Origin of the sequence: Paeniglutamicibacter sp. NPDC091659, assembly GCF_044756805.1 — a bacterium.
Taxonomy (GTDB): domain Bacteria; phylum Actinomycetota; class Actinomycetes; order Actinomycetales; family Micrococcaceae; genus Paeniglutamicibacter.
This window is the reverse complement of record NZ_JBIVTO010000001.1, coordinates 184,341-198,769: the sequence shown is the minus strand read 5'-3', so window position 1 is coordinate 198,769 and position 14,429 is coordinate 184,341. Positions and strand designations below refer to the sequence as shown.

At 63.7% G+C, this 14,429-nt stretch carries 11 protein-coding genes; 1 reads left to right on the top strand and 10 read right to left on the bottom strand.

Translation table 11 applies throughout. The features are described from left to right. Window positions 1–47: 47 nt before the first annotated feature. The 5 genes from ACIQLF_RS00920 to ACIQLF_RS00900 form a co-directional block, all read right to left on the bottom strand. The gene (locus ACIQLF_RS00920; protein WP_400293708.1) at window positions 48–284 is read right to left on the bottom strand and encodes a hypothetical protein; all 237 of its coding nucleotides are present in this window, start codon (window positions 282–284) and stop codon (window positions 48–50) included. Window positions 285–499: 215 nt separating this feature from the next. Then, complete coding sequence (locus ACIQLF_RS00915) at window positions 500–1,336, bottom strand: bifunctional allantoicase/(S)-ureidoglycine aminohydrolase (protein WP_387529248.1); 837 nt, start codon at window positions 1,334–1,336, stop codon at window positions 500–502. Next, window positions 1,329–2,606 (bottom strand): DUF6986 family protein, encoded by a 1,278-nt coding sequence (locus ACIQLF_RS00910; protein WP_400293707.1) that lies wholly within the window; start codon window positions 2,604–2,606, stop codon window positions 1,329–1,331. The genes ACIQLF_RS00915 and ACIQLF_RS00910 overlap by 8 nt, the downstream gene beginning before the upstream one ends. Continuing rightward, window positions 2,603–4,228 carry a malate synthase A gene (gene aceB / locus ACIQLF_RS00905; RefSeq protein WP_400293706.1) on the bottom strand — a complete coding sequence of 542 codons (1,626 nt, stop codon included), beginning with the start codon at window positions 4,226–4,228 and terminating at the stop codon, window positions 2,603–2,605. The genes ACIQLF_RS00910 and aceB overlap by 4 nt, the downstream gene beginning before the upstream one ends. An 18-nt stretch (window positions 4,229–4,246) precedes the next feature. Beyond that, window positions 4,247–5,635 carry an NAD-dependent malic enzyme gene (locus tag ACIQLF_RS00900; protein WP_400293705.1) on the bottom strand — a complete coding sequence of 463 codons (1,389 nt, stop codon included), beginning with the start codon at window positions 5,633–5,635 and terminating at the stop codon, window positions 4,247–4,249. Window positions 5,636–5,824: 189 nt separating this feature from the next. Here ACIQLF_RS00900 and ACIQLF_RS00895 point away from each other — a divergent pair, with 189 nt between their 5' ends. Further along, on the top strand, window positions 5,825–6,589 hold the full coding sequence (locus tag ACIQLF_RS00895) for an IclR family transcriptional regulator (RefSeq protein WP_400293704.1): 765 nt from the start codon (window positions 5,825–5,827) through the stop codon (window positions 6,587–6,589). Window positions 6,590–6,848: 259 nt separating this feature from the next. On the opposite strand, the gene ACIQLF_RS00890 is transcribed toward ACIQLF_RS00895, so the two are convergent. The 5 genes from ACIQLF_RS00890 to aceE all read right to left on the bottom strand — a co-directional run bounded on the left by ACIQLF_RS00890 (window position 6,849) and on the right by aceE (window position 14,134). After that, window positions 6,849–8,429 carry a solute carrier family 23 protein gene (locus ACIQLF_RS00890; RefSeq protein ID WP_400293703.1) on the bottom strand — a complete coding sequence of 527 codons (1,581 nt, stop codon included), beginning with the start codon at window positions 8,427–8,429 and terminating at the stop codon, window positions 6,849–6,851. 76 nt (window positions 8,430–8,505) lie between these two features. Beyond that, window positions 8,506–9,432: a factor-independent urate hydroxylase gene (gene pucL, locus ACIQLF_RS00885; RefSeq protein ID WP_400293702.1), complete on the bottom strand. Its 927-nt coding sequence runs from the start codon at window positions 9,430–9,432 to the stop codon at window positions 8,506–8,508. 4 nt (window positions 9,433–9,436) lie between these two features. Further along, window positions 9,437–9,781: a hydroxyisourate hydrolase gene (uraH, locus tag ACIQLF_RS00880; protein ID WP_387529269.1), complete on the bottom strand. Its 345-nt coding sequence runs from the start codon at window positions 9,779–9,781 to the stop codon at window positions 9,437–9,439. A gap of 45 nt (window positions 9,782–9,826) precedes the next feature. After that, window positions 9,827–10,333 carry a 2-oxo-4-hydroxy-4-carboxy-5-ureidoimidazoline decarboxylase gene (uraD, locus tag ACIQLF_RS00875; protein WP_400293701.1) on the bottom strand — a complete coding sequence of 169 codons (507 nt, stop codon included), beginning with the start codon at window positions 10,331–10,333 and terminating at the stop codon, window positions 9,827–9,829. 1,083 nt (window positions 10,334–11,416) lie between these two features. Further along, window positions 11,417–14,134, bottom strand: a complete 2,718-nt coding sequence (gene aceE / locus ACIQLF_RS00870; protein WP_400293700.1) for a pyruvate dehydrogenase (acetyl-transferring), homodimeric type — start codon at window positions 14,132–14,134, stop codon at window positions 11,417–11,419. Window positions 14,135–14,429: the final 295 nt, after the last annotated feature.

Here is a 14,429-nt window from a genome sequence, read left to right as displayed (position 1 = left end):
TTCGTTGACCCGCGGGAAATCCTTGAGGAAAGCGAAGGACGCGTCGGTTACGGAGTGTCGATATACAGGCTCTTGATGCCCCGCTGGCTGAGTTTGGCGGTTCCCTTGATCTTCAGCTTCTTGCCCGCGTCCAGGCTCAACGACTCCAGATTCTTGGCGCCCTTCAGCGGCCCAAGATCGGCGAGGTCCTTGCAGACGATTTGGGCGGCCGTGCCCAGGTTCTTCTTCGTCATCACGTCGCGGCTGCAGATCCCGGTCGAGTCGACCGGCTTCGTGTCGTTCACGCCCTCGCCGGGCTCAATCACCCACCTGACGCACGACGACCTCTGGCGCAACCGCAGCGTGGCCGACCTGGCCAACGTCTCCCATTTGGGCCGACACGGCCGCTGAGGGCATGGACCGGGCCCTGCCGGACAGCAAAAAACCGGGTGCATGTGAATCCAGGAAGATTGGATTCACACACACCCGGTTTTGGCCGTTGAGCCTACAAGGCGCCTATTTACAAGGCGATCTGGCGGTTCTGGTCCTTGTACAGCAGATAGCGGAAGTTCGACGGTCCACCGGCGTAGCAAGCCTGCGGGCAGAAGGCACGCAGCGACATGTAGTCGCCTGCCTCGACCTCGACCCAGTCCGCGTTGAGGCGGTAGACGGCCTTGCCCTCGAGCACGTACAGGCCGTGCTCCATGACGTGGGTTTCCGCGAACGGAATCGAGGCACCCGGCTCGAAGGTCACGATGTTCACGCCGAAGTCGAACGCCACGTCCTCGGGATCAAGCATGCGCGTGGTGCGCCACTTGCCCTCGGTGCCCGGCATTGCGCCCGGCACGACGTTCTTCTCGTTGCCAACGACCGGGCCCGGTGCTGCGACGCCGGCCAGCGGCTCGTAGCGCTTGCGGATCCAGTGGAAGGTGGCGATCTCGGCGCCGTTGTTCAGCACGGACCATTCGGCACCTGCCGGAACGTAGGCGTAGCCGCCCTCTTCCAGCTTGTGCTCGGCACCGTTGATGGTCACCGTCAGCTCGCCGGCGACGACGAAGATGAACGACTGGACCTCGGCCTGCGGCTCCGGCTTCTGCGAACCGCCGCCCGGGGTGACCTCAACGATCGACTGCGCGAAGGTGGTCGAACCGCCGGCAACCGGGCGGTTCAGCACCCAAGCCCGGGTGCCCGTCCACTCGGGGAAGACGGAGGTGACGATGTCGCGCAGCACGCCGCGCGGGATCACCGTGTACGCCTCGGTGACGATGGCACGGTCGGTCAGCAGATCGGTCTGCGGCGGGTGTCCGCCGTAGTTCGTGTAGTAGCTAGCATCGGCACGAGTCTCGGTGTTAGGCATTGGATTCCTCCGTCTGTATTGCTCGCGCCAGGGCGATCGATTCAAGGGTGGTCACGGAAATCTCGGCCTTGGCCGTGATTTCCTCGGCGGTCAGCGCGCCGCAGATCAGGCCGCGGCGGATGAAGTTCGCAAGCGCCTTGGCGGTTGCGGGCTCGTCCATGATCGCGGATTCGAACTTGTGCACGTAGTTGCGCAGGCGGGCCGCGGCTGCCTCGAAACCCTCGCGGTAGAACGCGTAGGTTGCCAGGTAGCGGGTGGCCAGCTGGTTCTGGTGCAGGTCCCAGCCCTGGTAGATGCCGCGTTCCAGGTGGCGGCGCACCAGGCGGGCATGCAGTGCCCAGGCGCGTTCCATGGCTTCGGGATCGCCCAGCGGCAGGATGTTCGTCGAGCCGTCGGAAAGGTGAACGCCGGTGCCGGCGACTGCAACCTGCATGACGTTCTTGGCGTAGTCCGCAGCGGGGTGCTCCATCGACTGGTAGGCCGCGGCGATGCCGAGGGAAGCCGAGTAGTCGTAGGTGCCGTAGTGCAGCGAGGAAACGCGTCCCTTGCCGGCGTGGATCAACGCGGCGGAAGGCACTGTGCCCTCGTGCGAGAGGATCAGCTGCGGGGTTTCCATCTGCACCTCGAAGCGCAGGCGGCCCGCGGGCAGGCCGTGCACCTCCTCGAGCTTTTCGCAGACGTAGACCATGGCCTCGACCTGGTCGATCGTGGTGACCTTGGGCAGCGTCAGCACGAGCCCCTCCGGCAACGGACCCTGGGCGACGAGTTCGGAAATGAACAGGTCAAGGGTGCGCAGCGCGCGGGCCCGGGTGGGCGCCTCGAAGCACTTGAAGCGGATGCCGATGAAGGGCGGTGCCACGCCGTCGGAAACGGCCTTGGCTACCTGGCGTGCGGCCTCGACGACCGCTGCATCTTCCTCGGCGTCGCTGCGGACCCCGAATCCGTCCTCGAAGTCCAGACGCAGGTCCTCGATGGGTTCGCTGTTCAGCTTCGCAGCCACCAGCTCGGCCAGGGCTGCGGGGTCTTCCAGCCCGAGCTTCTGGGCCAGGGCCGCAAGCCCCGCAAAGCCGCCCGCTGCGTTCAGCGCGTCGGCTCCCCATTGGGCGGGAAGCTCGGGCGTGAAACGGTCGGCCGGGACATACGCGGTGTGGATGGGCTGGCGGCGCCCGTCGTCGCCCGGGTAGCTGTTTGCCAGCAACTCGTCGGTGGCGGCCAGTCGCGATTCAACCTCGGCCAGGGCCGCGGCATCCAGTGCGTGACGGGGGCTCACTTGGCCACCAGTTCGGTGCTCAGCAGGCGGTAGGCCGGAAGCGTGAGGAAGTCCTCGAAGTCTTCCTCGCGGCCCGAGACCAGGCGCCCGATGAGGGCGGCGGCCGGGACGTAGAACTTCTCGAACTCCGCGGCGTTGTCGACCTCGCCGCGCAGCTTCTCCACCTGGACGGCGAGGGCCTTGGAGACGAGTTCGGCGGTGATGGTGTTGCCGGTGTCGGCGGCCACGACCTTGTTGTTGATCTGCTGCCAGATCTGCGAACGGGAGATCTCCGCGGTTGCGGCGTCCTCCATGAGGTTGTGGATGGCCACGGCGCCGGTGCCCGAGAGCCAGACGGCGGTGTAGGCGACCGCCACGTAGAGGTTGGCGTTGACGCCGGCCTCGGTGACGGAGCCCGGTGCCGAGGCGACGTCGAGCAGCTGGTCGGCGGTCACGGAGACCTCCGGGCGCTGGCGGTCGACCTGGTTCGGCTTTTCGCCAAGCACCGAGTCGAAGACGTCCTTGCAGATGGAGACCAGGTCCGGGTGTGCAACCCAGGAACCGTCGAAGCCGTCGTTGGCCTCGCGGGTCTTGTCGTTGCGGACCTTGTCAAAGGCCGCTGCGGTGACCTCTGGTTCGCGGCGGTTCGGGATGACTGCGGCCATGCCGCCCATCGCGAAGGCTCCGCGCTTGTGGCAGGTCTGCACCAGAAGCTCGGTGTAGGCGCGCATCATCGGGGCCGTCATCGCCACGTCGGCGCGGTCCGGCATGATGAACTTCTCGCCGGCTTCACGGAAGTACTTGATGATGGAGAAGAGGTAGTCCCAGCGTCCGGCGTTCAGGCCCGAGGCGTAGTCGCGCAGCTCAAAGAGCATCTCGTCCATCTGGAATGCCGCAGGGATGGTCTCGATAAGCATGGTGGCACGGATGGTGCCGTGCTCGATGCCCAACTCGGCCTCGGCGAAGGCGAAGACGTCGTTCCACAGGCGGGACTCGAGGGCGGACTCCATCTTCGGCAGGTAGTAGAACGGGCCCTGGCCCGATTCGCTGAGAACCTTGGCGTTGTGGAAGAAGTGCAGGCCGAAGTCGACGAGGGCGCCGACGGTTGCCTCGCCGTTGATCAGCAGGTTGGCTTCCTGCATGTGCCAGCCGCGCGGGCGGACCACGACGGTGGCCAGCGGAGCGTCGGTGCGCAGGGCGTATTCCTTGCCCTCCGGGGACACGAACTTCAGGGTGCCGCGGGCGGCGTCGCCCAGGTTGGCCAGTGCGTCGATGACGTTGTGCCAGGTCGGGGTCGAGGCATCCTCGAGGTCCGCGAGCCACACCTTGGCGCCGGAGTTCAGCGCGTTGATGGCCATCTTGGCAGGGGTTGCCGGGCCGGTGATTTCCACGCGGCGGTCCTGCAACGCTGCAGGTGCCGGTGCGACCTTCCAGTCGCCGTTGCGGATCTCGGCGGTGGCCGGGTCGAAGTCCAGGGTTCCGGTGCGGGCTGCCTCGGCGCGGGCCACGCCGCGGGCCTCAAGCAGGGAATCGCGGGTGGATGCGAACTTTTCGTGCAGTTTTCCAACAAAGGCCAGTGCCTCGGCGGAGAGGATCTCTTGGGCCTGTGCAACGGCCGGGTAGTGGGTGACGGTGATAGTCATTGGAGGCGCTCTTTCTTGCTACTTGTTCTTGGCTGCCGCGTTGACGACGGCTTCGGCCACATCGGAGGCCACATGCGGGTCAAAGACGCTCGGGATGATGAACCCCGGGTTCAGCTCGTCCTGGCTCACGCGGGCGGCGATTGCGTCGGCCGCGGCCAACAGCATCGAGTCGGTGATGTCCGAGACTCCGGCATCGAGCAAACCGCGGAAGAAGCCGGGGAATGCGAGCACGTTGTTGATCTGGTTCGGGAAGTCGGAACGGCCCGTGGCGACGATGGCCGCGTGGCGTCCCGCTGCGATCGGGTCGACCTCGGGATCCGGGTTGGCCATGGCGAAGACTATTGCGTCCTTGTTCATGGAGGCAATGTGCTCCTCTTCGAGGATGTTCGGTGCGGAGACGCCGATGAAGACGTCGGCGCCGACCATGGCCTCGTGCAGGGAACCCGTGAAATTCTCGGGGTTGGTGTTTTCGGCCAACCAGTTGCGGTGCGCATCGGGCGAGACATCTGTCTTGCTGATGGCGCCGTTGCGACCACAGGCGATGATGTTGTTTGCGCCGCGTGCGGCCAGCAGCTGGATGATCGCGTTGCCCGCGGCACCGACGCCGGAGACAACGATCCTGACCTTGTCGATCTGCTTGCCGACCACCAGGAGTGCGTTGGTCAGCGCGGCAAGGGTGACGATTGCGGTGCCGTGCTGGTCATCGTGGAAGACCGGGATGTCGAGCTCTTCGCGCAGGCGCGCTTCGATCTCGAAGCAGCGCGGGGCTGCGATGTCTTCGAGGTTCACGCCGCCGTAGACGGGTGCCAGGGCCTTGACGATCATGATGATCTCTTCGGTGTCCTGGGTGTCCAGGCAGACCGGCCAGGCGTCGACGTTGGCGAACTGCTTGAACAGTGCGGCCTTGCCTTCCATGACCGGCAGTGCAGCGGCGGGGCCGATGTTGCCCAGGCCCAGGACGGCGGAACCGTCGGTGACCACGGCAATGGTGTTGCGCTTGATGGTGAGGTTGCGGGCGGCCGCCGGGTTCTCGGCGATTGCCAAGCAGACGCGGGCAACGCCCGGGGTGTAGGCGCGCGAGAGGTCGTCGCGGTTGCGCAGTGCGACCTTGGGGACGACCTCGAGCTTGCCGCCCAGGTGCATCAGGAAGGTGCGGTCGGAGACGTTGCGGACGGTGACACCCTCGAGCGCATTCAGAGCGTCGCGAATGAGATCCCCGTGGGCCGCATCGGTCGTGTTGCAGCTGACGTCGACAACCATGTGGTCATGGCCGGATTCGGTCACGTCCAACGCGGTGATCGAACCGCCGGCCTGACCAACGGCAGCGGCGAGTTCGCTCGTTGCAGTAATCGTTGCAGGGGTTTCGACCCGAAGGGTCAATGAATAGCCTGGGCTAGGTACAGCCATGAGGTCCTCCTCGAGAAAAGTTTTCCGTATAGTGGATACTATTATCTACAGGATGAAAATACAAGCCCCAAATGTGGCTTGGCTCATACATTTTCCGCCACACTTCCGGATCGCGGAATAATTATCACGCTCTCCGGTAAGTTAAGTACAGACCCTTCCATCGATCCCCCACTTATGAGGAGCTTCGTAATGTCCGAACCCAAGGCGGCATCCGGCGTCCAATCCGTCGAACGCGCGTTTGAGCTGCTGGAAGTCATCGCCCGCGCGGGCGGAGAAGCAGCTCTCAGTGAGCTCGCCGTCGATACTCCCCTGCCGCTGCCAACCATCCACCGCTTGCTGCGGACCCTCGTAGGCATCGGCTACGTCCGGCAACTGGCGAACCGCCGCTACTCCCTGGGCCCGCGACTCATCCGCCTTGGCGAGGTCGCCAACCGACAGCTCGGCGCCCTGGCCACGCCCGTGCTCAAGAACCTGGTGAACACCCTGGGGGAATCGGCGAACATCGCGGTCCTCGACGGCGACATGGTCACCTACATCGCCCAGGCACAGTCGCCGCAGTCCATGCGCATGATCACCGAGGTCGGACGCCGTTCCACCCTTCACGGAACCGGCGTGGGCAAGGCCATCCTGTCCGTCCTGGATGACGATCGGGTCCGTCGCCTTGTCGACCAGGCCGGAATGGCCGTTTACACGCCCAACACGATCACCACCGTGAGCCGCCTCTTTGCCGATCTCGAACAGATTCGCCGCCGCGGATACGCAATCGATGAAGAAGAGCAGGAACTTGGCGTCCGCTGCTTTGCGATGGCAGTGCCCGGCGCACCGACCCCGATGGCAATCTCCATCTCCGGGCCCGTCACCCGCGTCACCGAGGAATTCGCCGAACGCGCCATCCCCGAACTGAGGAACGCCGCCCAGCAGCTGTCCAGCTCCCTTGCCGTGCGCGTCGACTGACCGTTCGCACACAATCGGCCAAGGCAGCATTCGAGCCTGGCTATAAACGCAGATCACCCGGGGCCGCATGAACGGCCCCGGGTGATCTGCGTTTTCCGCCGCGAATGGATCGCGAACCAAGGGCCGGGGTGTGTCCGTTCGACTGCGGCGGAATCCGGGCATGGCACCGAACGCAAAAGCGGGGCGGGTGTCCGAAGGCCCATCTCCTCCGATCACCCGCCCCGCCAGTCATCTGGTTGGCAGTTGTATTCCCCGCCCGCTAGGCGTGTTTGAACTCGTTTCCTTTCACCCTGTGCCCGGCATTTTCAGCCGGGACCCGAATACCGACCCTGGCCAGCTCCTGCTGGTGCTGTTCAAGGGCCTGTTTGAACTCTTCGTCGCTCACCACCGGCACTTCCTCGCCGTCGGCGTCGATAAGCTTGCCTGCCACGTAGTGGTCACCGTCCATCAGGCTGCGGACTTCCTCTTCACGCACCATGCGCGGCGGAGCCGCGACAAATACCGATGCATCCTTCTTGGGCGTGCCGAACTTCATTTCGTTGAACAGCAGGTTCAGGAGGATGGCCATGACCGCGGCCGAGCTGATGCCCGAGTGGAAAATCGTCCCGAACCAGGTGGGGAACGCATCGTAGAAGTCGGGCTTGACGATCGGAAGGCAGCCGAAGGCAACCGAGGTGGCAACGATGATCAGGTTGAGGTTTCCCTCGTACTTGACCTTGCTCAGCGTGCGGATGCCGGACGCGGCCACGGTGCCGAAGAGGACGATCCCCGCGCCGCCCAACACCGCGGTGGGCACGGCGGCAACGACCCGGCCCAGGATCGGCAGGAGGCCAAGCACCACCAGGATGCCGCCGCCGGCGGTCACCACAAAGCGGCTCTTGACGCCGGTGATGGCCACCAGGCCCACGTTCTGGGCGAAGGCGCTCTGCGTGAACGTGTTCAGGAACGGCGCCACCATGCTTGATGCCATGTCGGCCCGCAGGCCGTCGGCGATGCGGCGCGAGTCGACCTTGGTGCCAGCAATCTCGCCCACGGCAAGGATGTCCGCGGTGGTTTCCGTGAGGATCACCAGGACCACGATGGTCATCGAAATGATGCCGCCAAGCTCAAAGACCGGCCAGCCGAAGGCCAGCGGCTGCGGGAAGGCAAAGAGTGCGCCATGGCCGACCTTGGAGAAATCCGCCATGCCCAGCAGCAGCGCCAGGACGGTTCCCAGCACCATTGCCAGGAGGATCGACAGTCGCGAGATGGCTGCATTGCCGAGCTTGGAAAGCAGCAGCGCAATCAAGAGCGTGGCGCCGGCCAGCCCGATGTTCTCAAGGCTTCCGTAGTTCTCGGCCTTGGCGTTCCCGCCCATGGCCCAGTTGGCAGCCACCGGCGTCAGCGAAATGCCGATCATGGTGATGACCACGCCGGTCACCACCGGCGGGAAGAAGCGCACGATCCTGGCGAAGAAGGGAGCTATCAGGAAGCCGACGGCGGAGGCCGCGAGCACGGCCCCGAGCACGGCCTGGATTCCCCCGCCGCCGTTGACGATTGCCACCATGGTGGCCACCGAGGCGAACGACGTGCCCTGCACCAACGGCAGCTGGCAGCCGAAGAACGGGATGCCCACCGTCTGCAGGATGGTTGCGAGGCCGCCGACAAAAAGACAGCTGGCGATCAGGACGCCGATCTCTTCCGAGGACAGCCCCGCGGCACCGCCGATGATCAGGGGCGGTGCGATGATGCCCCCGTACATGGTCAGCACATGCTGCAATCCATAGGCGATCGTCTTGCCCAAGGGAAGCCGCTCGTCCTCGGGTCGAAGTTTGGTAGTTTTGACTTGCGTAGCGTTCACAACTGACCTCCTAGTCGGTTGCTGCGATGAAGGGTGCGCCGGTGGTGCTACACCGGCGCACCCTGTTACTCATCGCTTAGCAAAAACCGGGTGTGTTTTCCCAGATCGGATGCGTGGCGGGGACTCCCTCACGCGTGATGGTTGCTTCAATGAGTCCGTACGGGCGGTCCGCCGCGAAGAAGACTTCATTGGGGTTGTCCTGGCCGAACGGAGTGAGGTCCACCAGGAAGTGGTGCTTGTTGGGAAGCGACATCTTGATCTCATCGATTTCCGGATGCGCTTCGAGCACCGCACGGCCCATTTCAAACATGGTCTGCTGCAGCGCGTACGAGTGGTTGTTGGCGAATTCCGCGAGCAGGTGTCCACGGACCGAGGCGTAGATCGCGTCGAAGTCGAGCTCTCCCCCGTTGACGACCTTGGTGTTGTAGCGCCAACGGGCGGTGACATCCGTGGCCAGGATGCGGTCCGAGGTTTCCTGCAGCGTGGTGTAGCGGTCGACGGGAAAACCGTTGAACTCGCTGCCCGTGGACTTCAGGACAGTGAGCCCCTGGATGCCTGCAACAATGTTCTTCTCGCCTTTGGCAATCTCGAGAACCGCGGTGCGGACCTCGGACTTGTTGCGGGAGAACGCGTGGTCGTGGTCGTTGATGCGGTCCCAGAAGTACTGTTCGGCCGACCAACGGCCACCGGTGATCCAGTCGAATTCACCGGTGAAGTGCGTTCCCAACCGAACCAGAAAGTTCTCGATGGCTCCCACGCCGTCACGGGCCAGGCCGTAAACCGTGTTCTTCTGGGTGTCGGTGGGCACCACCAGGGCGTTGTCGCCATCGATGTGCGCACGGGTGAAATCGCCATGGAGTTGCGAAGTGACGTTCAGGTCCTCGATCTCGTGGCGCTTGGTGTCGCGGGTGATCTTGACGAGCCGGACTTCGGCCTTGCCGTACTGGTTCTGTCCCAGGACGATCTTGGTCGAAACAGGGGTTTCGATCTTTGTGGCAGTCATTGTATTAGCTCCCTCGGTACGTGGAAAATGCAAACGGGCTGATAAGAAGGGGTACGTGGTAGTGATCGGCGGTGTTGCTCACCAGGAAATTGATCGTTACCGCGGGGAAGAAGGTTTCCGTACCCTTCGACCCGAAGTAGGCACCGGTATCGAATGAAACCCGGTATTCACCTGCTTCAACCTGCACCGGACCAAGGTTTGCGATCCGACCATCACTGTCGGTCACCCCGGTTCCGATTTCTTGCCAACCGGATGCCGTCTTGGCTTCCAGCGTGGCCTTGACACCGGAGGAAGGCCTCCCGGTCCCGGTGTCGAGTACATGGGTTGTGATGTGGCTGCGATTTGTCATGATTGCGGGCTCAGAGCTCCTCAAAGAAAGTTTTGGCGAATGCCGCTAGTGCGCGGAAACGGGCTCGAAGAGCGCATCGAGGCGAAGTAACGCGATTTCGCGCAACTGCTGCCCGACCTCGCGCGTTTCCTCTTCGTCGTCGTTCAAGAGTCGTCGATCAAGCTCGGCCAGGATTTCTTCACTGCTGCGGCCGGCGGCGCGAATGAGAAAGACACGGTCAAACCGCTGTTCATAGGCACGGTTTCCCGCGGAGAGGGATTCCTTGATGCCCTCGCCCAGAGCGAGTGTCGACTGTTCCGCGCGGCTCAGTGTCGCTTCGGCCGAGCCGCCCTCGGCGCGTTCGCCAATTCGAGGGTGATGGGCCAGTGCCGAGGCGATTTCTTCCGCGGATAGCGGCGACGCGGCAAGCCCTGCATGAGCAACAAGATTGTCGATCGAGGCGAAGGGGCGCTTGCCGACGATGGAATCAATCCATCGGTCCACATCAAGGCAGGGACGAAGGACGCTTGCAGCGGCAGGGGCGTCGAGGGTGTTGAAATGCAACAAGTTCATGGGTGATCAGCTCTTTCAAAACTTTTAGGCCACGCCCAAACGCTGAACACCCTTACCACCGGCAACGCCGGCTTCGACTCGATGTTTTTGAATCGTGGAAACTTTCTTCGTTATATGTAACCCGCATCACAGCCTTGCCGTCAAGGGTTTTCCGAAAATAGCTCCCTCGACCCCTCGGCGCGCCCGAAACATTCGACCCTGGAGGCAAGATTTCACGCCAACCCCTTGTGGAAGCACCGAGATTAAGGTCATAATTATTCCGTCAGACAAAATCAATATTCCGCGATATGAAAACAATCACCTCGAAGGGGGTAAACATGAACACCGTCGATTCAGCAGCTGAATCATCCAAAGGACATGAAGCACTGGCATCCGGAGAACTATCTGTGAGGCCTTTCATCGCGATGTTCGAACCCATTCGAGGCCTGGATCCCGATTTCGGACCCGGGACTTCGCGGAACAGGAAGTCGACATCGTGGTGGTCTTGGCTGCACCGCAGCAAGGCACACAGCTAAATCCACGGATGCAGTAGCAAGCATCAACACCCCACCAGACCACGAGGGGATGCCATTGGAGGCGCCATGGCATCCCTTCGTTTGTGGTGTTTAAGGACTGTTTGCGCTCCAAGGGACGACCTTCGACCAGGTCCCGCCACACGGCCCACCCACGACATGAACTCGCCGCGTACGCGCAGCCTGGCTCCTGCTGGCTGTTGGGGCCCGACCGTCTTTCCCATGGCGATGGCGCGTCGCTCCATGGCCGCGTGGCGCGTTTCCAGCGGCCCACCCAGCGGCCAGGCCCGGTCCTCTGCGGCATCGCCCCAGACACGTTTCCAACCTGGCTCCAGCGCACTTCGAGCCCGGATGGGGCACCGTCAAGCGCGCAGACCCGGATCCAAGCCACAGCGATCGACGTGGGTGACAGGCGACCCCGATGCGCACGCCCGGAATCCACGAATTGCCTCGGCGAAAAGGACAAAGAAAATGTCCCCGGCATCATCAGCCGGGGACATTACCCCACAATCCATGTCACGGGCGGCTTCGGTTCCGAAGCCGCCCGTACTGACCGTTCGAGCTCTGGCTGCTAGGCGTCTCCGCCTGCACCTCCGCTGGTGCCGGCGTTGACGTCGTTGAGCTGGTACTTGGCGAAGGCGGCTCCCGGCGCCGAAGCGTCGACCTCCCCGCGCTTGGCCAGCATCTGCAGCGTGCGCACGACCATTGACTGGGCGTCGATCTTGAAGAAGCGGCGCGCAGCGGCGCGGGTGTCGGAGAAACCGAACCCGTCGGCGCCCAGGGTCGCGAACTCGTTCGGCACGAACTGGCGGATCTGGTCCGGCACCAAGGACATATAGTCGGTGGCGGCAATAACCGGTCCCTGCGCACCCTCAAGCTGCTGGGCGACGAACGGAACGCGCGGCTCCGAGCCTGGGTTCATGAAGTTTTCACGCTCGGCAGCCAGGCCGTCGCGGCGCAGCTCGTTCCACGAGGTCACCGACCACACGTCGGCCGATACGCCCCACTCCTCGGCGAGCAGGCGCTGGGCCTCAAGTGCCCAAGGCACTGCAACGCCCGACGCCATGAGCTGGGCGCGGGGGCCTTCCATGTGGTTCTCGGAGACCCTATAGATTCCCTTGACGATGCCTTCGACGTCCAGGTCCTCGGGTTCCTTCGGCTGCTGGTACGGCTCGTTGTAGAGCGTGATGTAGTACATCACGTTCGGGTCCTCGTGCTTGCCGCCATACATGCGTTCCAGGCCGGAGCGCATGATGTGGCCGATCTCGTACCCGTAGGCCGGGTCGTAGGTGAGCACCGCGGAATTGGTGGCCGCGAGGATCGGGGAGTGGCCGTCCGCGTGCTGCAGGCCCTCGCCGGTCAGCGTGGTGCGGCCGGCGGTGGCGCCCATGATGAACCCGCGGGTCATCTGGTCGGCGGCCGCCCAGAAGGAGTCGCCGGTGCGCTGGAAGCCGAACATCGAGTAGAACACGTAGATCGGGATCAGCGGCTCGTCGTGGGTGGAATACGCGGTGCCGGCGGCCGTGAAGGCCGCGACGGCGCCGGCCTCGTTGATGCCCGGGTGGATCAGCTGCCCCGCCGGGGATTCCTTGTACGCCAGGACCAGGTCGCGGTCCACGGACAGGTAGTTCTGGCCGGCCGGGTTGTAGATCTTGGCGGTCGGGAAGAAGGCATCCATGCCGAAGGTGCGCGACTCGTCGGGCACGATCGGGACCACGCGCTTGCCGAAGTCCTTGTCGCGCATCAGGTCCTTGAGCAGGCGCACGAACGCCATGGTGGTGGCCGCCTGCTGCTTGCCCGACCCGCGCGAAGCGGTCTCGTAGGCCTTGTCCTCCGGGAGGTGGATCTCCTTGGACTTGGCGCGCCTCGAGGGGACGGAACCGCCGAGGGCGGCGCGGCGTTCCATCATGTACTTGAACTCGGCCGAGTCGTCGGCCGGGCGGTAGTACGGCGGCAGGTACGGGTCGGCCTCCAGCTGCTCGTCGGTGATCGGGATGCGCAGGTAATCGCGGAAGCCCTTGAGGTCCTCCAGCGTCATCTTCTTCATCTGGTGCGTCGCGTTGCGCGCCTCGAAGTGCGGGCCCAGGCCGTAGCCCTTGACCGTCTTGGTCAGGATGACCGTCGGCTTGCCCTTGAACTCGGTGGCGGCCTTGTAGGCGGCGTAGACCTTGTGGTAGTCGTGGCCGCCGCGCTTGAGGTTCCAGATCTCCTGGTCGGTGAGGTCGGCGACCATTTCCTTGGTTTCCGGGGACTTGCCGAAGAAGTGCTCGCGCACGAAGGCGCCGTTCTCGGCCTTGTAGGTCTGGTAGTCCCCGTCCGGCGTCTCGTTCATGATCTTGACGAGAGAGCTTTCCTTGTCCTTGGCCAGTAGGTCGTCCCACTCGCGGCCCCAGACGACCTTGATGACGTTCCAGCCCGCGCCGCGGAAGAACGCCTCAAGCTCCTGCATGATCTTGCCGTTGCCGCGCACCGGGCCGTCCAGGCGCTGCAGGTTGCAGTTGACCACGAAGGTGAGGTTGTCGAGCTTTTCGTTGGCCGCAAGCTGCAGGAACCCACGAGCCTCCGGTTCGTCCATTTCGCCGTCGCCCAGGAAGGCCCAGACGTGCTGGTCGGAGGTGTCCTTGATGCCGCGGTTCTGCAGGTAGCGGTTGGACTGCGCCTGGTAGATCGCATTGGCCGGGCCGATGCCCATGGACACGGTCGGGAACTCCCAGAAGTCCGGCAGGGAGCGCGGGTGCGGGTAGGAGGGCAGGGCGTGGCCCTGGCGGGACTTTTCCTGGCGGAAGCCGTCCATGTCCTCCTCGGAGAGGCGGCCCTCCATGAAGGCGCGGGCGTACATGCCCGGGGAGGCGTGGCCCTGGAAGAAGACCTGGTCGCCGCCGCCGGGGTGGTTCTTGCCGCGGAAGAAGTGGTTGAAGCCCACCTCGTACAGGGTGGCGGCGCCGGCGTAGGTGGAGATGTGTCCGCCGACCCCGACGCCGGGGCGCTGGCCGCGGTGGACCATGACGGCGGCGTTCCAGCGCATGTAGGCGCGGTAGCGGCGTTCGACCTGCTCGTCGCCCGGGAACTCGGGCTCCTGGTCCACGGGAATGGTGTTCACGTAGTCCGTGGTGTGGACCAGCGGCAAATTCACGCTGGCCTGGCCCGCTCGGCTCATGAGGGAACTCATGATGCCTTCCGCGGTTTGCGTTCCGCGTGCCTGGACCAACGCATCAAATGATTCGATCCATTCAGAGGTTTCCTCTGGATCGAACGACGATGCTTGAGCGAACTCATCAACGAGGGTCATGGGTGTTTCCTTCAGATGTGGAGAGGGGTGGCTTCTTGTGGTCACCATTTGAAGCACGAGAGTATTTCACTGTACGAAATCTTTCTCTCGCATACTAAGATTAAGTGAACGCTTTCTTAAGCCCAGAAGTCAACGCCGCGTCATGAATTTCCGCAATATTTACAGAATTTCACGCCGCATGGCACGTCCTCCTGAGACGCATCCTCGCAACCCGTTTGCGATCACAAGGACATGCGGAAGACTTGTGCCCATGCCCCACGCACCCGAAAATTCCTGGCCATTCGCATCGGATAGC

Excerpts from the sequence above, each read along its gene's own strand:
- uraD (WP_400293701.1), bottom strand. The coding sequence starts at position 10,333 with ATGAACTTGTTGCATTTCAACACCCTCGACGCCCCTGCCGCTGCAAGC.
- ACIQLF_RS00895 (WP_400293704.1), top strand. The coding sequence starts at position 5,825 with ATGTCCGAACCCAAGGCGGCATCCGGCGTCCAATCCGTCGAACGCGCG.
- ACIQLF_RS00900 (WP_400293705.1), bottom strand. The coding sequence starts at position 5,635 with ATGGCTGTACCTAGCCCAGGCTATTCATTGACCCTTCGGGTCGAAACC.
- uraH (WP_387529269.1), bottom strand. The coding sequence starts at position 9,781 with ATGACAAATCGCAGCCACATCACAACCCATGTACTCGACACCGGGACC.
- aceB (WP_400293706.1), bottom strand. The coding sequence starts at position 4,228 with ATGACTATCACCGTCACCCACTACCCGGCCGTTGCACAGGCCCAAGAG.
- aceE (WP_400293700.1), bottom strand. The coding sequence starts at position 14,134 with ATGACCCTCGTTGATGAGTTCGCTCAAGCATCGTCGTTCGATCCAGAG.
- ACIQLF_RS00915 (WP_387529248.1), bottom strand. The coding sequence starts at position 1,336 with ATGCCTAACACCGAGACTCGTGCCGATGCTAGCTACTACACGAACTAC.
- pucL (WP_400293702.1), bottom strand. The coding sequence starts at position 9,432 with ATGACTGCCACAAAGATCGAAACCCCTGTTTCGACCAAGATCGTCCTG.